General features: G+C 48.0%; 13 protein-coding genes. 5 read left to right on the forward strand and 8 right to left on the reverse strand.

The window, feature by feature from the left end; genetic code table 11:
- The first annotated feature begins 25 nt into the window (after positions 1–25).
- The 5 genes from AABK39_RS21035 to AABK39_RS21055 all read left to right on the forward strand — a co-directional run bounded on the left by AABK39_RS21035 (position 26) and on the right by AABK39_RS21055 (position 5,046).
- Entirely contained in the window at positions 26–934 is a 909-nt protein-coding gene (locus AABK39_RS21035; protein WP_338395205.1) for an HlyD family secretion protein, read from the forward strand.
- Between the two features lie 12 nt (positions 935–946).
- Positions 947–1,849, forward strand: a complete 903-nt coding sequence (locus tag AABK39_RS21040; RefSeq protein ID WP_338395206.1) for an ABC transporter ATP-binding protein — start codon at positions 947–949, stop codon at positions 1,847–1,849.
- Between the two features lie 247 nt (positions 1,850–2,096).
- Entirely contained in the window at positions 2,097–2,825 is a 729-nt protein-coding gene (locus AABK39_RS21045; RefSeq protein WP_338395207.1) for an ABC transporter ATP-binding protein, read from the forward strand.
- On the forward strand, positions 2,822–3,931 hold the full coding sequence (locus AABK39_RS21050) for an ABC transporter permease (protein WP_338395208.1): 1,110 nt from the start codon (positions 2,822–2,824) through the stop codon (positions 3,929–3,931). Before AABK39_RS21045 ends, AABK39_RS21050 begins: the two co-directional genes overlap by 4 nt.
- Positions 3,928–5,046: an ABC transporter permease gene (locus tag AABK39_RS21055; RefSeq protein WP_338395209.1), complete on the forward strand. Its 1,119-nt coding sequence runs from the start codon at positions 3,928–3,930 to the stop codon at positions 5,044–5,046. The genes AABK39_RS21050 and AABK39_RS21055 overlap by 4 nt, the downstream gene beginning before the upstream one ends.
- Before the next feature lie 189 nt (positions 5,047–5,235).
- On the opposite strand, the gene AABK39_RS21060 is transcribed toward AABK39_RS21055, so the two are convergent.
- The 8 genes from AABK39_RS21060 to AABK39_RS21095 all read right to left on the reverse strand — a co-directional run bounded on the left by AABK39_RS21060 (position 5,236) and on the right by AABK39_RS21095 (position 21,015).
- Entirely contained in the window at positions 5,236–7,047 is a 1,812-nt protein-coding gene (locus AABK39_RS21060; protein ID WP_338395210.1) for a SusD/RagB family nutrient-binding outer membrane lipoprotein, read from the reverse strand.
- Positions 7,048–7,057: 10 nt separating this feature from the next.
- Entirely contained in the window at positions 7,058–10,672 is a 3,615-nt protein-coding gene (locus AABK39_RS21065) for a SusC/RagA family TonB-linked outer membrane protein (protein ID WP_338395211.1), read from the reverse strand.
- Positions 10,673–11,089: 417 nt separating this feature from the next.
- The gene (locus AABK39_RS21070; RefSeq protein ID WP_338395212.1) at positions 11,090–12,097 is read right to left on the reverse strand and encodes a FecR family protein; all 1,008 of its coding nucleotides are present in this window, start codon (positions 12,095–12,097) and stop codon (positions 11,090–11,092) included.
- Between the two features lie 98 nt (positions 12,098–12,195).
- The gene (locus AABK39_RS21075) at positions 12,196–12,747 is read right to left on the reverse strand and encodes an RNA polymerase sigma-70 factor (RefSeq protein ID WP_338395213.1); all 552 of its coding nucleotides are present in this window, start codon (positions 12,745–12,747) and stop codon (positions 12,196–12,198) included.
- Positions 12,748–13,309: 562 nt separating this feature from the next.
- Positions 13,310–14,812: a RagB/SusD family nutrient uptake outer membrane protein gene (locus AABK39_RS21080; protein ID WP_338395214.1), complete on the reverse strand. Its 1,503-nt coding sequence runs from the start codon at positions 14,810–14,812 to the stop codon at positions 13,310–13,312.
- A 12-nt stretch (positions 14,813–14,824) separates the two neighbouring features.
- Positions 14,825–17,944 (reverse strand): SusC/RagA family TonB-linked outer membrane protein, encoded by a 3,120-nt coding sequence (locus AABK39_RS21085; protein WP_338395215.1) that lies wholly within the window; start codon positions 17,942–17,944, stop codon positions 14,825–14,827.
- A 31-nt stretch (positions 17,945–17,975) separates the two neighbouring features.
- Positions 17,976–19,421 carry a fasciclin domain-containing protein gene (locus tag AABK39_RS21090; protein WP_338395216.1) on the reverse strand — a complete coding sequence of 482 codons (1,446 nt, stop codon included), beginning with the start codon at positions 19,419–19,421 and terminating at the stop codon, positions 17,976–17,978.
- A 37-nt stretch (positions 19,422–19,458) separates the two neighbouring features.
- A complete protein-coding gene (locus AABK39_RS21095) occupies positions 19,459–21,015 on the reverse strand; it encodes a fasciclin domain-containing protein (protein WP_338395217.1) in 1,557 nt (518 codons plus the stop codon).
- Between the last annotated feature and the right edge of the window lie 2 nt (positions 21,016–21,017).

Below are 21,017 nucleotides of genomic sequence, written 5' to 3' on the forward strand. Positions count from 1 at the left end.
TGTGAATACCAAAGAACTGAAAACCATGAATTACAAAAATATATCACGTCTCTTTTTGGCATCGCTTACGCCATTGTTATTGTCTGCCTGTGGCAACGACAAAACCGCCGACGCTTACGGCAATTTCGAATCTACCGAAACCGTAGTGTCGGCCGAGGCTACCGGGAAATTATTGGAAATCAACGCCGAAGAGGGCAGTACTCTGGAAAAAGGAAGCAAGGCCGGACAAATAGACACGGTACAACTGTCTTTGCAAAAAGATATTCTCCAAGCCCAAAGGGAAGCCGCCTTGGCCGGAAAATCGGGCGTACAGACACGCATAGGCGTATTGGCCGCCAAACTCAAGACGGCCCGTACCGAACGTGATAGGGTAAAACGTTTGCTCCAACGCAAGGCCTCGACCCAACAGCGCCTTGACCAAGCCAACGGTGAGGTAAACGTACTGGAACAGGAAATCCGCAACGCCCGAGAGAGCTATGTCACCATCGAAAGCCAAGTGAAAGTAATCGAGGCGCAAGAGGCCGAACTCGCCGACCGTATTGCCCGAGCTACGGTAATCAACCCGACGCAGGGGACGGTATTGGTAAAGCTGTCGGAGCCCGGGGAATTCGTTTCCGCCGGCAAACCGCTTTACCGCATCGCCAACCTGTCGGTACTGGAACTGAAAGCCTATATAGCCGAAACGCAATTGCCAGAGCTGAAAATAGGGCAGGCGGTAAACGTAAAAATTGACGAAGGCGAGGGAATGCGTACCCTAAACGGTACGGTATCATGGATTTCGGCCGAAGCCGAATTCACTCCAAAGACGATTCAGACTAAAAAAGAGCGCGTCAACCTCGTTTACGCCTTTAAGGTAAGGGTCAAAAACGACGGATCATTGAAAATAGGTATGCCCGCCGAGGTTTGGCTATCCGAAGCCAGGAATAATAAGTAAAGGGAGCCGCCTATGATCAGCGTAAAAAACCTAAGCAAAAACTACGGCGATACCGAGGCTTTGAAATCCGTTAGTCTTGAGGTTTCCGAAGGGGAACTTTTCGGACTGATAGGCCCCGACGGCGCGGGCAAATCGACCCTTTTCAAGATAATGGTTTCGTTACTATTGCCAGACAGCGGAGAGGCCAGCATCAACGGCTATGACCCCGTAACACAATACCGCGACGTTCGGCAACGCATCGGGTATATGCCTGGAAAATTCTCACTGTACCAAGACCTTAGCGTAGAGGAAAACCTGTCGTTTTTCGCTTCGATATTCGACACCACCATCGAAGAGAATTACGATTTGGTAAAAGATATTTACGTCCAGATAGAACCGTTCCGCAAACGCCGGGCTGGCGCGCTTTCGGGCGGAATGAAACAGAAGCTGGCGCTATGCTGCGCACTGATACACAAGCCGGAAGTACTGTTCCTCGACGAACCCACCACCGGCGTGGACCCCGTTTCCAGAAAAGAGTTCTGGCAAATGCTCAAACGCTTGCGGGCCAAAGGAATCAGCGTGATAGTCTCCACGCCATATATGGACGAGGCCGAACTTTGCGACAGGGTGGCTTTGATCAAAGACGGGAAAATACTGCGGGTGGACACGCCGGCTAAAATCGTTGAGTCCTTTTCGGGGGATATGCTTTTCGCCAAAAACCTGCGGATGTACCCTTTGTTGAAGGCCCTGAGAGCTTATCCGGAGGCGCGTTCGGTTTTCTCTTTCGGCGAGCGGATCCATTTTGTTTTCAAGGAACAACACAGCGGAGAGGGCAAGTTGGCTGCTTATTTGGCCGAGGCCGGTTTGGGTGACACCGAGCTTAGCGAAGGCAAACCCGGTATCGAAGACTGTTTTATGGCTCTTAGTGAAGGGTAGATGGTTTTGGTATCCGGTATTTGGTATTAAGTCTTAGGTACTTGTTTCTGTGAAATTTGGTGTCGAATTATGGTAAATGGAGCCTCTTTATTTTGTGAAAATCATTGGGGTAGGACGTGACCATCCGCAAGGGGAGACAAGGCATGCCATGTCTCTACGATTTTCATACTGATGAATAATGACTATACCTAATACTTAATACCTCATACCTAAGACCAATCACCCACATTGACTTAGCTTAAAGAAAATGACAAAAGAAACGGTAATAAACTCTTACGGGCTGACCAAAAGGTTTGGGGATTTTACGGCTGTGGACGCTATTAGCTTCAAGGTGTACAAGGGCGAGATCTTTGGATTTTTGGGAGCAAACGGAGCCGGCAAAACCACTGCAATGCGGATGCTCACCGGCCTTTCGGTGCCCAGCGCCGGCGAGGCCGACGTGGCGGGCCACAACATCAACAATGATCCGGAGAGCGTAAAGCTGAGCATCGGGTATATGAGCCAAAAATTTTCTCTGTACGAAGATCTGACCGTCAGGGAGAATATCCGGCTGTTCGGTGGCATATACGGACTGAAGAGGTCCGAAATTAAGCGGAAATCCACGGCATTGCTCGAAAAGCTGGATATGGAAAAAGACGCCGACAAGCTGGTGGGGTCCTTGCCTTTGGGCTGGAAACAGAAGCTGGCCTTTTCGGTGGCCGTATTCCATGACCCGAAAATCGTTTTCCTCGACGAACCTACCGGCGGTGTGGATCCCGTTACGCGAAGGAAATTTTGGGATATGATCTACGAGGCTTCCGAAGCGGGGATCACCGTGTTCGTAACCACGCACTATATGGACGAGGCCGAATATTGCGACCGCGTATCCATAATGGTAAACGGAAAGATAGAGGCCTTGGACAGCCCCGCCGGGCTAAAAGCCACCTACGGCGTGGACACCATGGACGACGTTTTCCTAAAACTGGCCAGACCATGAAAAAACTACTTCATTTTATAAATAAAGAATTCAGGCATATCCTGCGCGACCCTCGCACGCTGGCCGTTATCTTCGGCTTGCCGCTAATTCAGTTGCTCGTATTTGGCTACGCCGTACGCAACGAGGTGGAGAACGTGGATATAGCCTTCTACGACCAATCGGGCGACGAAGTGACCAGGGAAATCCAGAGCAAAATAGTCGCTACCGACAATTTCCAATACGCCGGTAGCGTACACAGTCCTGAGGGAATAGAACAGTGTTTCCGAGCCGGCAAGGCCAAAGTGGTGGTAAGCTTCGGGCCAGATTTCGCGAAGAAGATGTATACCGGACAAGGCGCCACCGCCCAGCTGATTCTCGACGCCACGGACCCGAATATCGCCACAACAGTAAGGAGTTACCTGACGGCGATATTAGGACAATACCAAGCCTCGAAGACGCAAGAGAAGGGCTCCGGGCCGAAAATACGGCCGGAAGTGCGGATGCTTTATAACGAAAACCTCAGTAGCGCCAACCTTTTCGTTCCCGGTATTCTCGCAGTGATTATGCTTCTGGTATCAGCAATGGTAACGGCCATCGCCCTGACCAAAGAGAAAGAGCTGGGAACCATGGAAGTGCTTTTGGCTTCGCCACTCAGGCCATGGATGATCATCGTCGGCAAGCTGATTCCTTACCTGCTGATTTCCTTTTTCAACCTGTGTATTATCCTCTTCATCGGAACGCTGGTATTCGGCGTGCCGATCAAAGGAAGCTTGGCCCTGTTGTTCTTCGAAGCTTTCCTGTTTTTGGGCGTATCCTTGGCACTCGGGACGCTGATTTCCATCACTTCCGAATCGCAACAGGTGGCCTTGATGAAAAGCCTTTTCGGAATGATGATCCCATCGATGTTGCTTACCGGGTTTATCTTTCCGATTGAAAATATGCCTTTGCCATTGCAATGGATCAGTACGCTAATTCCGGCCCGATGGTTTATTGTGATTTTGAGAAGCATTATGCTTAAAGGCTCCGGAATATTGTCGCTGTGGCCCGAAACGGTTATTCTGTTAGGCATGTTCGCTGCCTTGGTGGGCATCAGCATGAAAAAATTCAAAATACGACTTGAGCCATGAATATCCTGATATTTCTTTTGCAAAAAGAGTTTCTGCAGATCTTCAGAAACAAGGCCATGTTGCCGATTATCTTCGTGGTGCCGATCGTACAGCTGATCCTGATGCCCTTGGCTGCCACCTACGAGATCAAGGACATCAAGATGATCATCGTAGACAAAGACCAAAGCCCGGTGTCCCGCCAACTGGTCAACAGCTTTGAGGGCTCGCCGTATTTTATCGTGACGAAAGTAGGCGCCGATCCCGCCATTACGGAAAGGGAAATGGAGCTGAATCAAGCCGATATGGTAATGGAAATCCCTCAAAATTTTTCTTCGGAACTCTCAAGGTTAGGGGAAAAAGGGCTGGCTCTGCGCATTAACGCCATCGACGGGTCGAAGGCGGGAATCGTAGCCTCTTATGCCGAGGGAATTATCCGAAACTTTAATCGCCTGTTGACTGTCAAATGGTCGGGATTGGGAAAAAAGCAGGTCTTACCAGCTATCGATATAACGTTTTCCAACTGGTATAATCCCGACTTGAATTACCGCCCATTTATGGTCTCCGGAATACTGGGAATATTGGTTACGATGTCCTGCGCTTTTTTGGCTTCTATGAATATCGTGAAAGAGAAAGAGATCGGAACAATCGAACAAATCAATGTCACTCCCATCAAAAAACACCATTTCCTTATTGGCAAACTGTTACCGATTTGGTGCATCGGGATGTTCCAACTGAGCTTGGGACTGGTCGTTTCCAAAATTGTCTATGACATCGAATTTATCGGTAATGTAGGACTTGTTTTTGCGTTTTCGGGCATTTATATGTTCTGTATTCTCGGTATCGGTTTACTTATTTCCACTTTCAACGACACCCAACAACAGGCTATGTTTATCGCCTGGTTTTTCATGGTCATATTTATTCTGATGGGGGGAATATTTACTAGTTTGGAAGCCATGCCGAAATGGGCCAGCTACATCGCTTGGAGCAATCCGATCACTTACCTAATTCATCTGAACCGCATGGTGCTGATGAAAGGAAGTACGTTTGCGGATGTGAGCTGGATGTTTGGCGTTATATCATGCTACGCTGTGGTTACCAATGTGGCGGCGGTGTTGAAATACAGGAAAACGTCATAAGCGATAACTATAAAAATTTATATTCGCCAAAAACGAAGACGCCCTTAGGTCTGGCGGGACCGAAAGGGCGATATCAAAAAATAAGTGGGTAAAGTCGATTCGAGTATAGTACTCTTTTCGAATACAGGCACGGAGCATTGTCCGTGCCTGTTTCATTCAATAAAGCGTCAAGATTAAGATTAATGCGGATTACTCCGTTGTCTTAAATGACCCCGGAACGCCTGGATACTCAGTATACAGGTAATCGTCATCGAAGCTATCCATATAATACTTGACGGACTTGAGCCCTGATGGTACCCAGAAAATATGGGTAGTGAAGTTATCTTGGCTCTGCACTTCAAGGTAGTTGTCACGGTTAGTGGACGCTACGCTTCCCGGATACGGATAGCGTTCGATCACCGGGTTGAGGGTCGTGTTTTTATCAAACTTAATCAGAGGAATCTTCGGGTGACGTGTTCTACGCAATTCCGAAAATATCTCGAAATAGTCATGGATATTTAGGTGGACATATTTCTGGCCGATAATGACTCCCATTTTTCCATCTTCCCCTTGGGCTAGATCGTATTCCTCTCCGATCTTTTTAGCGAACTGATCCGTCACGGCGGCCGAAGGCGCTTCCGGCTTCAGGTAGCTACGGTTGGTATCGTTGATTTTGTCCCAATCAGAGAAGCTATTGGCATGATACCAGTATTTGATAGAATACTTGACGGCATCTTCCACATGCTGACGGGCACTTTTTCCTGTTCCTCCCAGATTCTTCAACGCTACCTCGGCCAAAAGTAACTCCACCTCAGCGGCGGTAAATGCGCGCCAAGGCTCTTGGTTGTTCACCATTGTAGCCGGGTTGTATACGGAATAGGCGTTGTACTTCATATAATTATCAAGGTCCTTGAAATAATTAGAATAGAAATAAGCGCCTTTGAATTTATGCTTTCGGGTATTATCGGCCCGTACACTGTCATAAATTTGTTGCCCAACTTCAAAATCAAGCGATGCGGGCATATACATCTTGTCCCTGTTTGGAAGGAAAAGTACCGGAATCCTCGGATCGTCTACGCCTTCGGTGTAGAGGTGGTCTTTGTCCTTATCCATTTTGTACAAAAGGGTAGGGGAGATAAAATCAAGGTAATCTCTTTCCATCAACCCTCTTTTCCAGTGGTCTCTCTTCTTCGATACCCAGAGGTTATTTGGAATCAACAGGTCTTCCGAGGGTAACTGGTTACTCTGCATAATTTCGGAAATGACCTTTTTGGCGAAATCAGGATCTACGCCCGAAATACGCACGGCCAAACGCAAACGCAAAGCCTGCGCAAACTGTATCCACTTGTCAGCGTCGCCTTGGAAGATGATATCCTGCTGGGCGAAAACAGCTTTTCCGGAAGGGGAAAGCTGATCGGCCTGAGCCTTGATCACCGAAGCGTACTGGCCAAGATTATCGATGATTGAATGATAGATTTCGCTCGGATCATCGAATTTCGGGAAGAATACACCTTCGGTTCCCTTAAGGCCTTCCGAATAAGGAACATGGTTGAAATAGTCCACAGCTTTGGATGCCCGAAAATCACGGCCGATGCGCGAAAGAGTAAGGTAGATCTCGTTGTCTTTCTTCTCGGCCTCCGACATACCGTTGATCAGCTGTTCCATAACGGCTATCTCCTTAAAGTCGCCGTTATGTCCGTAATAGTACGCGTCAGTTCCTACCGTGGTATACATGGAAGGGATGTCCATCACGTCTTTGTACCAGCCGTAGCTTGTGCGCAAATGACGGATAATCAAGTGGGTATGCGCTAAAACGCCTCCAGTATTGGCATGCCACCAAAACTCACCATAGTCGTTTTTGAAAGTTCTGGTCCGGGAGAACATGGACGAGAACAAGCCCGAAGGTACGTTGTGCTCAGGAGTATATACGTTGGGGTTTTGGAAATCCTCCTCAAGGGTATCTTGGCACCCCATTGTGAGGAAGAACCCTATAATCGGCAGTATAAATATATATTTTCTCATAATCTGGAGATTAAAGGCCTACTTGAATTTTCATACCAAACGTACGAGTGGAAGGAATAGCGGAAGCCTCAAAATAGGTGTTGGTACCCATATAGGCTTCGGAATCCAAGTTCGGTACTGACTTGTAGATATAGCCGAGGTTCCTGGCGAAAACGTTGAGGGTAACGTTGCGCAGTTTGGCCCTTTCCACCCATTTTTGTGGTAAGCGGTAAGACAACGCGATCTCACGCACCTTGATGTAATTGTTCTTGTACTTACGGTCTACGGCGTTAATTGCCTCGTTAGCCCAGCTTACGAAAGTTCCGTAGTAGCTTGAAACGGGTACGATTTTCTCGTTTTCGCTATAGGTTCCGTCTCCGTTTTTTACCACGCCTTTCAGGATAATGCCGTCATGGTAAACTTTCTCGCCGTTCGGTCCTTTCGGACTGTCGTGGTTATAGGGAACGGCGTTTTTGTCTTGATCGTAATAATAAGCGAGTCCGCCGTTAGCTTGGTCCCTGTGTTCGAGCGACTGCTCAGAGGCTCCGTTGTAATAAAGCCATTGGTTAGTCTCGGAGTACATAGTGGCGCCGTAGCTATAATCAAAGTGAGCGCTAAGGCGAAGCCCTTTGTACATGATATTGGTATTGAAACCACCGATGAAATCAGGGTTTACGTTTCCGATTTCCTCAAAATCCTTCTCGTCAAGCAAATACGAAGATCCGTCCGCGTTTACTATTCTGTTGCCATTATCGTCACGGGCGATGCCTGTTCCATAAATATTACCGATACGCTCACCTTCAACAGCCTTAACGTATACGCGGCCGCGCATAGAGTTCACGTTTTTCTCGGTAATGCCGTCATAAAGCTTAACGATTTTCGAGAACTGGTTCGAAGTGGTAAGCGTCATGTTCCAGACCAAGTCGTTTGTCAGGATAGGAGTGGCTTTCAATTGTACCTCATACCCCCAGTTTCTAACCTCGCCGGCGTTGATCTTAATGTTGTTGGCTCCGGTAGAACGCGTCAACGGCACTGCCATAATCTGGTCGTACACCGTGTTGGTATAGTATGAGAAATCAAGACCAATGCGGTTCTTTTTGAAGAAATTGATTTCCGTACCGATTTCGAATTCCCTTTTTCTTTCAGGCTTGATATAACCAGCGATAAGAGAATTAGGAGCGCTGATACTGTTGGCGTCCGTTCCTTCGATTTTACCGGCCGAAAGGGTGTTGTTGGCGTAATAACGCGAAGGTGCGTCACGTCCCACATCAGCCCAAGAGGCGCGGAACTTACTGAACTGTATGATAGGCAAAACCCTCTTAATCACTTTGGTGGCATCATATGTGAAGGCCACACCTGGGTAGAAGTAAGAGTTGTTGTCCGGCGGCAAAGTGGAAGACCAGTCGTTACGGGCGTTAAGCTCGAGGGTGTAAACATCGTCCCAAGTAAGGGTAGCCACACCGAAAACGCTGTACATTGAGTTTTCGCCGAAGTTATTTCCCATCACTTTACTTCGTTGGTTATATCCCGGCCATCCAGTGGTAGCCTGGTTGTTGATATGGTACCAGTTCGGATAGTTAAATCCGGTGGGGGACCCAACGCTAGCGGTGGAAACATTGACGGAGTTTTCCTTTACTTCCTGATAAGACGTACCCGCCATTACGAATACCTCAAGGCGATCATCCACGAAATCTTTCATGAAATTAGCAAAGCCCTTGTATTCGCGCACTTGCGTATTTCTTCTTCTGAGTCCGTAATATCCACCCCTCATCTCAGGGTCGATTCTGGTGACACTGTTTTTGGTGGTAAAATCGGTATCCGTATAATCGAAACTGACTTGGCCCGTAAGACTCAACCAATCCGTTACGTGATAAGTAGGACGAATATTAGCGATAAGGTGCTTCTTGTGGTCCAGAGCACTATTCCTGTTGCGGGACCATTTGTAATTTGAGAAATCCTGCAACGAATAATATCCCGTAGGCCAGCCTTCTTCCTCAAAATCTCGCGGATAGCCGAAATTTTTGCTAAGCGGATCATCTTCCAAATAGTCTCCGTTATTAATGAACTCGTCAAAAGGAGCGCCTCTGGAAATACCGTCAGTAAAGAATTTCAACATCCCCTGCGGACGGTTGTGCGTCTCCACATCGTAAAGATTCAATGAAGATTCGATGGTGAATTTATCCGAAAGGTTAAACTTACTGGCAAAACTGAAAGTGTTTTTCTTCATCCAGTTTTCGTCCTGAATACCAGTATAGTCAAGATTGGTGTACGAAAAACGTACGTGTCCGTAATCACCGCTACCGCTCACCGAAGCGTTGATCTGCTTGCTGTGGCCTGTATTGAAAAGGAATTCGTAGTTATCAGGTCTTGCCGTGTAAGGGCGAGCTTTGCCATCCCACCAAATACGCTGTTCTTCACTATTGAAAGCCGGACCGTAACTTCTTGCGCTATAGTTGGCGACAGGGTGGCTGTTTCCGTCTTCAAGATCTTTTACATCATAGATGTTACCGCCACTTCCGTATTTGTTCTGAAATTCGATAAAAGTACGGGGCTCTTCGATAGTAGCCTGATAAGAAACGTCAACGCTGAGTTTCTTTTTCGACTCGCTACCGTTTTTTGTAGTGATCAAAACTACACCGTTCGCACCGCGGCTACCGTAAAGCACGGATGCCTTACCGCCTTTTAAGATCTCGATAGAAGCGATATCCTCGGAGTTAATATCATTGATACCCGTTCCGTAATCGCTACCGGAAGTAAGCGAGGTGTTTTCGTCAAAAATCGGCACACCGTCTACCACGAAGAGCGGTCTAGTGTTAGCGCTAGCTTCCAAACCCGCCGATCCACGGATATTGATATTGATACCGGCCATCGGGCCCGCTGCGTTTTGGCGAATCACCACACCGGCGGCCTTACCGTACAACGACTGGATAGGGTTGGAAGGAGTACCGGCCTCGATCAGCGCAGCGCCTTCTACTTTACTGATGGCGTAACCCAACGATTTCCGATCCCTTTCGATACCCAAGGCCGTAACCACAATCTCGTCCAACTCCGTTACGTCTTCGGCCATTGTGACGTCAAGCCGAGAGCGGTTTCCCAAGCGAATTTCCTGAGCGTGGTATCCGATAAATGAGAAAACCAAAAGCGGATTTTGACCGGAAACATTAATGACATACTCTCCATTAATATCTGTCATTACGCCGTTTTCCATACTCGCCTTGTCGTACACGTTTACCCCGACCAAGGGAGCTCCAGTTTCGTCTTTTACCGTTCCCTTAATCTGTTTTTTCTGGGGAACTGCTTTCTTGGCCGGCAAAACTTCCTTTTTTACCGGAGGACTGACTTTTTTCTTCTTTGGGAAAATAGAAATGTACTGATCCGTGATTTTGTAAGTCAAAGACGTGTTTTTGAGCATTCCCTCAAGGACTTGCTCCAAAGAGGCGTCTTTGTAATCGATGTTGACCTTGCGGTCCAACGACTCCGATTTTTCTTTGAAAAAGAAATAAAGTTCCGTCTGGTCTTCGATCCAACGGAAGGCTTCCCTTAAGGAAATGTTACTTTTCTTTATCGTCAGTTTCTGTTGCGATTTGCCTTCGGCACTCACCACACTGACAGAAAAAAGCAGGGACAGCGCAAAAAGTACACGCATAGTAATCCCACGATATCTACTAGCAAGTAGAATCTGATAGAAATTTTCCATAAATTTGAGAATTGAGCATTAAAAATGTTGACGCGCCGAGTTTGGCCGTCAATTTTGCGGGTAAAAGCGGTGATAGGCTTTTACCTTGAATGGAGACAAATAAAGTTGCAGCTTTATCTTGTCTCTTCTTTTTTTAAGAACTATTGTCCATAGTGTTGCTTAAGTTTAGAGTGTTTAATCCTGTTGTGATTGTTTTTACATTCAAAATGAAAGAAACTTCAACAGCCTATTTGAAAGGAAGTTACGTTAAAAGTGATTAAGCGAATAAGCTATTCTTGAAAACAAAAGAATACTTTTTCAATTTAAACGGTATGTGCTTATAGTTAAGCATATAATAACCCTCATTCTCCCTCAAGGGTAATCATTTTAATAAAAACGGACTGTCATATTACCCGAATCCTTATTTACGATCTTATATCGGCAATCAGCGATTTGAGAAATGACTATAAGTGATTGTTCCAGGGGTTTATTCTTTAATATCACCCCGGTATATCTGCCTTTATCCAGCGAATGTTCGTCGAGAATAATTTCGGCGTTATACCAACGGCCCAAACTATTGGCGATTTGCTCCAAGGTTTCGTTTCTAAAGCTGATTTTGTTTTCCATCCAGGTTGTGGCCGTACGGAAATTGGCGGGCTCAACACTCAGAAAATCAAATTCCTTTACGTAATTGGCGTTTTGCCCGGGTTTAAGAACTATTCCCTTTTCTTTTTTGTCCTGCGGTTTTACGCTAAGTTTCCCCTCCAATAGGGTAGTGTTTATTGCTTTGTCCTCAGGATAAGCCTTTACATTAAAAACAGTGCCCGTAACAACCAACGAAAGCTCGGGAGTGATTACCTTAAACGGATGCTCCGGATCGGAATTCACTTTAAAATACCCTTCGCCTTCCAGCTGCACTTTCCGGACTTGCCCCATATCCAATACACTCAGCTTACTTTTAGCGTTAAGCGTAACGGCCGTGCCATCTTCAAGGGTTATATGTTTTATTTGACCGTAAGTAGTTGAATATGTAATCTCCTGAAAGGCTGGTTTTTGGTCATAAAACTTCCAGAATAAAGATAGACCCGCCACCACGGCGATTACGGCCGCAACTCTTCCAATTCTTACCCAAGTATCCGAGAGTTTTCGTGTCCGTGTCGGTTTTTTCCGGGTAGTTTTGGCCAAGACTTTGCTTATTTGCGGAGCAAAATCATCGGTATCCACCATCGCAAGTCCCGTTTGCATCCACTGAGTCCGGAGTTCCTGAAAGTCCCGGAAATTATCCTCGTCCTGAAGCCATTCCAGAATTTGTATTTTCTCGGCCTCGTCCAAGTCTCCCGTTAGGTATCTGTATAATATGTCGTTATCGGGTCTCATCAATAACGCATATTCCATATTTGGCTCGTACCCTTAACGGGGCATGAACTTTTTTTTAAAAAATTATGAAAACTCCCTATAACTGGGCTTCAGGCGAGTTTTCAGCATTAAAAAAATCAGTAAACTTCCTTTGTCAGAAACTCTTTTAGGTCGCGATGGACTAGCCTCATGTGAGTTTCGATAGTCTTTAGGGAAAGCCCTAAATTAACAGCGGCCTCCTTATTGGTAAAACCGAATTTACGGCAAAGAGTGAACACCTTTTTGCGCTGTTCGGGTAAATTTCGGATAAAGTCATTTATTATATCACGGGTCTCTTCCGCTAGAAGAATAGTTTCGGGATTATAACTTTCCAATATTTTAATCTCGAAATCTATCTCTTGGAATTGATGGTCCTTAAGCCTCCTTTTCTTGTTTCTGAGCTTAATTAGGGCGTAGTTTTTAGCTATTGTAAAGATATAAGCCCTTGGGTTAGACTGCTGGTCCAGTGTTTTTTTCTTTTCCCAAAGCTTCAAAAACGTGTCCTGCGTTACTTCCTCGGCATCTTCGGCATTTTTTACAAATTCTTTGACAAAGAAAAAAAGTGTGGGATATAACATCTCCACCAATTGCTCGAAAGCCTTTTCGTCACCCTGCACGATAGCCTGAATCTGCTCTGAAACGCTTTTCATCTGATGCCGCTTTAATATAGGATTTAATTAAGTCCTAAAGCAGGATTTTTCAATAGGGATAAAAGAGCCAATATGGACATTGTCCATTTAAACCGTGAGTACGGTATTTCGAAAACTTTTTACCCACTAATAAAAAAATCAACGCACTGAACTCAAACGCCACATAAGGACATTAAAGTACAACACACACACTTATACGGAACAATAATACATTAAAAAATGGAAATTATCATTGCCTAAAGCAAATCTCCGAGACTGAAGGAATAAAATCAAAAAAAGAGAAATGCTTATGTATTGACAATTACGGGCCTCAAATCCATGGTTGATAATATTATAAACAAGATTGATTTTTTGATTTAAATACTATTCCTCCGCTTACATCATAAACTAGCTTATGTTAAATAGGGCCAGCATAAAAAAGCAATTCATCTAAATACGGTATCCATTCCTATTCAAAATATGTGAATCGGTATTTTTTCGCTCCGAATTCATTTTATCAAAAAATAAAGCAAAGGCCGGAGCCTTTGCTTACGATACGCGGCCTATTGGCCTATGGGGCATTTTATTTAATCTCAAATGGCAGATACCAATTCGCTTTGTCAGCGAAGTGCTGCTTCAATGTTTCATCCATTTCGCCGGATTTTGACGAGAGTTTCTCAATCAAATAATCCATGCCATCCGTGGTGCCGTCTACAGGTGTTTTATGAGCATAGCGCAACAAGTCAGCCCAACGGCGTCCTTCAAAGGCAAGTTCCAAGGATCTTTCCTCGAAGATAATACGCTCGATTTGACGAAGCGAGTCCGTGGCGGTAAGGTCCGAACCGTCGCCATTAGGAATCAGCTCTTTGGCTTTGAGGAACGCCCGGCCACGCACACCGATATTATTATCCAATGTGTCTGGCGCTCCATTGTTGACGATATCAAGGGCCAATTGGTGCTCTCCCTTACGGTTCAGGGCTTCGGCCAACATCAAATGAGCATCGGCGTAACGATAAATCATAATATTCGCGTCATCGTCCGCGGCGCCACTTCCCATGGCGTATTTGTTTACTTGGGCTCCGTTGCCCATACCGATATATGAAACGCCCTCACCTCTGTAAGTGTCGCCGGCGTTTTCGCCTTTGTCCGTTTGGCTTTCGAAAGAAGCTATCGTCGAAGCGCTAGGTTTTACCCAATAATCTCTCTGGAATACGGCCTGCAATCCGTGCTGCTGACGGTTTACCTTATCAAAAGGCACCAAAGTCAGGACCTCGTTCTGCGTTTTGCCATATTCGTTTGAAAAGATTACACTCCATTTCGCTTTTTCATAATCACTTGTGACGCTGCCGTCGTCTACGCTTCGAAGTCTGGAAAATAAGAGACTCGCAACATATTCATAGTTTTCCAACATCAGGTTTAGTTCCGCAGCCAACAAAACATGACTCAGAAAAACCTGTCTCCAACTACTGTCATCACCAACCGCAAAAGAACTTGAGTAATAAATAACATTTATACTACTCTCCAACTTAGCCAAAACCTCCTCCCGGTTCATTATGGTATAATTCCCTGTTTTTGAAAACTCCGATTCGGGTGTTTCAAAATAAGCGACCTTTCCATAAATATTTACCAGGCTCATATAAGCCCAAGCGCGCAGGCTAAGAAACTCCGCTTTGGCTCCATTATAATCATTTTCAGAGAGATCCGGGGCCGATTCCTTAAGCTTTTCCAAATTGGCCAAGCCTGTATTACAGTTCAGGATCAGCTTGTAATAAGGCGCTGGATCAGCCAATGTGTTGCCGTCCGTAGCCTGACGATTTACGATATCCGCAAAGCTGGCCGGAGCGCTGGCCGTTACGTCCATGGCATCGGACATCAGGCCGTTTACCAATAGGTTTTGCTCGCTCAGTTCCTGAAAAAGACTGTAGGCTCCCATTACTGCGGCGCGGGCGTCATCGGCGGATGTGAATTCGTCTCTTTCCACGCCGTCTTTCGGCTCCACGTCCAACAGGGAGTCGCAACCGGTGAGGGCTGTCCCCGCCATAAGCGGGAACAGTGCCATGCATATATATTTTCCGATTTTTCTCATGTTATCGCTATTTTATAAGCCCAACTGGAATCCAAGCACAAACGAACGTGTCTGTGGCATGCGTCCGTAACCCGAACCTACCGCAAGCGGCGAGGCCATTCCCTGGAAAGGATCGCTTCCGAGGTAATCATTGGAGTTGAACACGTTATCCACCGTAAAGAATACCCTAAGGCTGTTGTAAACCTTGGTTTTCTCTTCGGTTCTATAAGCAAGGGTCAACGTCTTGAGCCTAACGTAGGTACCGTCCTCGATCCAGCGATTCGAGAAACGTCCGTTGCCCATCGGGTCGTTGAGAGTGGCTTTCGGAATGTCGGTAAGCTGACCTTCGGCCTGCCAACGGTTCAGTACGGCGGCACTTTGGTTATTAAGTCCGGTCATGGACTCGGTGGCCATACGCTCATAATTGAATACGTCGAAGCCACCTGCGAAATCGGCGTAAGCCGACAGCGAGAAGCCTTTGTAAGACACGTTCGCGTAAGCGCCACCGAAGTAATCCGGGTTAGGATCGCCGATGGCCGTTTTGTCCTTGTCGTTGATGATTCCGTTGCCGTCAAGATCTTCGAACTTCATGTCGCCTGCCTGGAACGGAGTCCCGTCGGCATTCTTCAGGTTGGCCGTTTCGGCTTCGCCGGAAGTTGACAATACGCCCAATGCGCGGTGTCCGTAGTATTGGAATGGCGCGGCGCCCTCCATAGAAACGAATGAGGCCGGACCAAACCCGGTTACTACGGAAGTCTTAGGCAGTGTAGTAGGAATACCTGATTTTCCGATGGAATTAAGCTCGCTGTCGTTCGCCGCAATATTGAATCCGGCGTCAAGGCTTACCTCTCCGCGAAGGATTTTGGCGTCTACGGCCAACTCCCACCCTTGATTGGTGATTTCGGCGGTGTTGGCGAAGTAAGTGGAATTGTAGATGCTTGGCATCTCATATTCCACCACCACATCGCTAGTCACTCTGCTATAGCGGTCGATTGTCAAGCTCAGACGTTCATCGAAAAGGCTCAAATCAGCGCCGATTGTAAAAGAAGCGGTCTGTTCCCATTTCAAATCGGGATTGCCAACGCCTCCGCTGACCAATCCGCCAACGCCGTTCCACGGCACCGAGCGATAGTAAGCTCCGTTGTGGTTGGCGTTTATCATATCGTCGCCAGTCAGTCCGTAGTTTATGCGGAGCTTAAGGTCGTCGATAGCGCGCACTTGGTTGAGGAAATCCTCCGAAGAGATTCTCCACGCAGCGCCCACAGCCGGGAAGACGCCCACTTGGTCGGCGTCGGCGCCGTAGCGAGACGATCCGTCAATAGAAACCGAGGCGTTAACCATATACTTGTCGCGGAAAGCGTAGTCGGCCGAAAGGTAATAAGAGGCCCAGTTCCAGTCGCCGAGGCGTCCCAAAAGCACACGGTCGTAAACGTTACGCCCCTGCCCTACCGACTTGAAGTCGTCCGAAGGAGTGTTTTGGTCCTGTCCTTCGTCCAATTCGTAAGAGTTGGTCTTGTAGCGCAAACCCGTAACGGCGTTCAGCCTGTGATCCTGTCCGAAGTTTTTATTGTAGGTCAGGAACAAGTCGTTGTAATAAGAAGTGAAACGCTCTGTCTGGTGTCTTGAGTTGTTGACGGCTCCTTCGCCCGGAATCGCGGCCACGCCCGTAGCCGGAACGAAAACGTTTTCCCTCATTTTATTGAAGTCGATACCCAAGCGGTATGTCAACGCAAGGTTTTGGTCGAACTTATAAGTCAAATCGTTACTCCAAAGGAAACGATAGTTTCTGTTGGTCACGTCCATTCCGCTCAACAGCGCGACAGGGTTACTAACGTTGAACGAGCCTACCGGATCGTAATACGGAAGTGTTTCGCCCGTTTCGCTTCTGGCATAAACGCCCATAATCGGCGCCTTGGCATAAGAGGCCAACACGGGGTTGGTGCGCGGGTCGGTGCCCTGCGCGCTAAGCTCGTATTCAGAATAAGAGAAACCGATACGCGGACTCAAGAAGAGTTTTTCGGTAATACGAACATCGGAATTGAAGCGGAAATTATAACGGTCGTATCCCGTTCCTTTCACCACGCCTTCCTGGCTTGTATATCCCAAAGAAAGAGCGTAACGGGCGATTTCGTCGCCGCCCTTCAGCTTCATTCTATAATTTTGCGTTACGGCTGATTCGTAAACCTCATCTTGCCAATCGGTATCATTCGCATAACGATAATAACCGGGTACGGATTTATCATCGGAAAGGAAAGGATAGCGAAGCTGCAGGTCCTTTTTGTCCTGACCGCTGCCGGAAAGGAGCTCGGATGCGAGTCCCCTGAACTGCGAAGCGTTCAGCAAAGGCATTTTTTCCGGAGCCTGGATTACGCCTCCGTAAGCCGAGAAGTCGACCGTGGTTTTTGTCTCGTCGGCGCGGTTGGTCTCGATTACCAATACGCCGGCCGAGGCTTTCGATCCGTAAATAGAAACGGCGTCTTTAAGGAAAACAACACTCTCGATGTCTTGGGGATCAATATCCGCCAATGAGTTACGGAAGAATCCGTCGGCTGTTGACACTCCGAAAGTTTCTGTTTCGATAGGTGTTCCGTCAACGATAATCAACGGTTGCCTGCGCCCTTCGAAGGTACCGGCGCCACGCCACAACATCGACGCCCCTTCGCCGGCCATAGCCGAACGAGGCGTTACGCGTAAACCGGCGATACGGCCTTCCAAAAGACGGTCGGGAGTAGGCTGGGCCGCGTTGCCCAACTGGTCAGCGGTAACCGTAGCGGTCCCTGCCGAGAAGTTGCGTTCCAATACGGAGCCGTAAGGCAGGTTATTGGACCTGTCCAAGCGACTGGTGCCCGCCGCGAAAAGGCTGACATCCAGAGACGAGCGCCCGCGAACGGCCACTTTCTTGATTCCGAAATCAGGATATACGAACACTAAGCCCGACGCTCCCGAAGGAACGGCGATGCTATAGTTACCTTGGTCGTCGGTGAGAGAGGTTTCCGCTTGCGCGCCTTCCACCCTTACCTCGACGCCCGCCAGGGCCGAGCCCGTAGCCGCGTCGCTTACCTTGCCCGTTACCGTGGTGGTTTGGGCCAAAGCCCTACCGCCGGATACCGCCAAGGCCAGTATGATGCATAAAAGCGATAAAATTCGATTCATAGTCCAAAAATTCTTAGTGTGAACGAAACGCCTATTCATTCGGCACCAGTTTGACATAGTCCAAGGTGAAGGCTTTCTGCTCTCCGGCCTCGCCTTTGAGCGTCAGGCGAACCGTCTGCTCTCCGTATTCGCCGATCATGATCTGGCCAAGCTCTACGTTGACAAGGTTGGCGAAAGCTGCCGGATCAAAGTCGAAGCTTTTGCCTCCGACGGTAACCATAAACGGGGCTTTGAGCTGCACATTGTGGCTGGCCACGTGTACGGTGTAGGCCCCTTTGGCCTGCGCTGGCAAGCTGAATTCCACCCAGTCGCCACCCTCGGCCGTAACAGCCATTACCGCGGCGCCAGAGGCTTTTCCTTTGCCGGATACCTCAGTCACAATTCCGTCTCTTGACTTCACTACGGCTTCCACCACGGCTTCCGATTCGTTCATCGAAACCGGAACGAAAAAATCCATCGCCAAGGCAGTTACCTTATCGGCTGCGTAAGCCACGCCGTTGCTAAGCGGAGTCTTCTCCAACATATTCTGGAAAGCGTCGCCGGTAATCAGGCGGAACCCTTTGCCGTTCGAGAGCGTGTCGGGAAGGTCCATGGCGTCGGCGTAGTACATTCTCGAAACAACCGACTTGAGGAGCATTTCGGAGAACATCGCCTTTTGCTCGTCGCCGAAGGTTTCCGGGAGGTTTTCTTCAGAGCCGTAATAACGGTTAACGGCGTCGGTAAAGCTGGCAGCCACAAAGGCGTCAGTCGGCAAAATCATGGTGTAAACCGAGTCTTCGTTAGGCAAATCGCCCACCGTCTTGAAGTATCCGTTTTCGGTAACCCAAAGCGAATCGTAGACCGAAAGGCCCTCTTCGTTTACACCGATTTTCTTACTGTTCTCACGGTCGAAAACCTTCTCGTTTTTCGAAAGGATATACTCAAGGGTTTTGGCGTAAGCCTCGTCCCCTTCGAGCAGTTCCATCGCGCTGGCTTTGGGCATCATCAAGCGGTCGATACCGTGAACCACGCCGTCGCGCAAAGCGATATCGGCACGTAACACCTCTGCTTCGTCCACACGGAACCCGTTCGACGTCTCGGAGATCTTGAGCAACTTGCCGTTGATGGATCTTACCGTATCGTATTCGAGGTTTCTCGAAAACAGCGATGCGAAGTTCAGGTGATAACCAGCGATGTTCTTTTTCTCTTCGGCGCTGTATGCCGAAAGGTCTGGAAACACGTCGTCTTTCGGCGCCCAAACGGTCATGACGTTCTCGCCCTGAAGGGTTTTGTCAAATCCCGTTTCCTTGAGCAGGCCGTAGAATTTGGAATAATCGCCCTGTACCGAAAGCCACTCCGAGATCTTGGTGTCGGCGTTACCCGACGGCGAATACCGCCCGTCTTCGTAAGCTTCTTCGCAAGACTGCAGGGAGAGCCCCAAGCCCGCCCAGAGGGCGAGCGCCTTCGCGCTATATGCTAAAAAGTTTCTTGTCTTCATTTTCTTGGGTTTTGGTAAACCTTAAAAACATTCCCCATTACTCGGCTTCGTCGGTAATAGGCACAAAGCGGAGATAATCCACAGGGAAAGCGCCACCTTTGATGGTAATAAACTTGACCAAGTGCTCTTCGGTCTCCTTGAGGTTGACCGCTCCGAGGTAGATTTCGGAAGAGAAAAGCACTCCTTCTTCTCCCGGATTAATCTGTCTTGATCTCGGATCACCACCGTCACGCTTGGTAAGGTCACGCGGCTCGCCAAGGCGTTTTCCGTCAAAGAAACACTGTACCGTACCACGGCCGCCGCCCGGGTTGGTATTGAGATAGACATCGTACTTGCCTTTTACTATTTTCGGCATGTCGAATTCGGCCCAAAAGAAACCGCCTTTATGGCCCATATTCAGGAAAGTGTGCCCCGCTTTAATGCGGACCCTGATATAGTTCAGGTTATTGAACCAACGGACACTTGACATCTGCTCGTAATAGTTGAAGTGGTATTTATCGTAACCCGGCATAGCCATCAGCTCCGGCTGGGCCCCGATAAACCATTTCAAATCCACCGGCGGTGGCGAATATGGAGGCATTTGCTTATCGATAACATGGATCACTCCGTTTCTGGCGGGCTCGTTCGACTCGCTCTCCACAAAGTTGGTCCACACTTTTCCTTCCTCATTTTCACGCTCGTTGATGCGGAAATCTTCTCCGACAACCAGACTGATTAGGTCTTTGCCGAATGTCAGGTAGTTTTTGGAAGAAAGCTCATTAAGGAAATAAGCGCCAGGCAAGCAGTGGTACGCCACATACTGATAAAGTCCGTTGGCCGGGTCCGTAATGTCATCCGTATCTGAATACATTGCCTTCAGCGCCTCGAAGCTCTCTATTCCCTTTGACTGAAGTAGCTCGTCCGTCTCGGCGATAAGTGTAAAACGTGTTCGGGCTTTAGAACCGTTTGGAAGTTCCAGGGTCACCTTTTTGAGGGTATCGGCCAAACCCGTCTGCATAATGGCCTCGGCGAAGATCGAGAAGCGTCCGCTACGCTCCAGCACATCATACACCGACTGGGTTTTTGGATCCACCAACTTATCAATTTCGTGGATCATGCCGTTGGCAACCTTGATATCCCTCTTGAGGATCTTGGCTTGGCGGTTGATCGTGATGTCGTTGATTCCTCCGTCGCCTATTTCCGTTACGATATAATCGCCACTAACTGTAGAGTCCTTAAGTACCCCGTTAGGAAAATCAATCGCAGAAAAAGTACTGACCAAAGTGTGGAAACGTACCAGTAGTTTGAGGTCCTCGACTTCGGCGGCTTCCACGGAGGAGATTCCTTTATCCGCCAAGTAGTTACCCACCGCCTCGTTGTTGGGCACAAAGCAGGTATAATCCCCGTCGGTATTGAGCGTAGAGGCCATTTCGGCACGCTCCAAGATTCTGTAATATTCCGAATAGTCGGCGTTTTGCTCCAGATACGCACTTACCAGAAGCTCGCTGTCGCCATAGAACGGGTCGCCTATCTCGGACTCGCAAGCCACGAGGCCGAAGGTAACCAGCGCCAAGGCCCAGAACGCCGCTTTTATATTTCGCGTTATTTTTTTCATGA

It is taken from the genome of Fulvitalea axinellae (assembly GCF_036492835.1).
GTDB classification, from domain to species: Bacteria; Bacteroidota; Bacteroidia; order Cytophagales; family Cyclobacteriaceae; genus Fulvitalea; species Fulvitalea axinellae.

Excerpts from the sequence above, each read along its gene's own strand:
- AABK39_RS21035 (WP_338395205.1), top strand. The coding sequence starts at position 26 with ATGAATTACAAAAATATATCACGTCTCTTTTTGGCATCGCTTACGCCA.
- AABK39_RS21040 (WP_338395206.1), top strand. The coding sequence starts at position 947 with ATGATCAGCGTAAAAAACCTAAGCAAAAACTACGGCGATACCGAGGCT.
- AABK39_RS21045 (WP_338395207.1), top strand. The coding sequence starts at position 2,097 with ATGACAAAAGAAACGGTAATAAACTCTTACGGGCTGACCAAAAGGTTT.
- AABK39_RS21050 (WP_338395208.1), top strand. The coding sequence starts at position 2,822 with ATGAAAAAACTACTTCATTTTATAAATAAAGAATTCAGGCATATCCTG.
- AABK39_RS21055 (WP_338395209.1), top strand. The coding sequence starts at position 3,928 with ATGAATATCCTGATATTTCTTTTGCAAAAAGAGTTTCTGCAGATCTTC.
- AABK39_RS21060 (WP_338395210.1), bottom strand. The coding sequence starts at position 7,047 with ATGAGAAAATATATATTTATACTGCCGATTATAGGGTTCTTCCTCACA.
- AABK39_RS21065 (WP_338395211.1), bottom strand. The coding sequence starts at position 10,672 with ATGCGTGTACTTTTTGCGCTGTCCCTGCTTTTTTCTGTCAGTGTGGTG.
- AABK39_RS21070 (WP_338395212.1), bottom strand. The coding sequence starts at position 12,097 with ATGGAATATGCGTTATTGATGAGACCCGATAACGACATATTATACAGA.
- AABK39_RS21075 (WP_338395213.1), bottom strand. The coding sequence starts at position 12,747 with ATGAAAAGCGTTTCAGAGCAGATTCAGGCTATCGTGCAGGGTGACGAA.
- AABK39_RS21080 (WP_338395214.1), bottom strand. The coding sequence starts at position 14,812 with ATGAGAAAAATCGGAAAATATATATGCATGGCACTGTTCCCGCTTATG.
- AABK39_RS21085 (WP_338395215.1), bottom strand. The coding sequence starts at position 17,944 with ATGAATCGAATTTTATCGCTTTTATGCATCATACTGGCCTTGGCGGTA.
- AABK39_RS21090 (WP_338395216.1), bottom strand. The coding sequence starts at position 19,421 with ATGAAGACAAGAAACTTTTTAGCATATAGCGCGAAGGCGCTCGCCCTC.
- AABK39_RS21095 (WP_338395217.1), bottom strand. The coding sequence starts at position 21,015 with ATGAAAAAAATAACGCGAAATATAAAAGCGGCGTTCTGGGCCTTGGCG.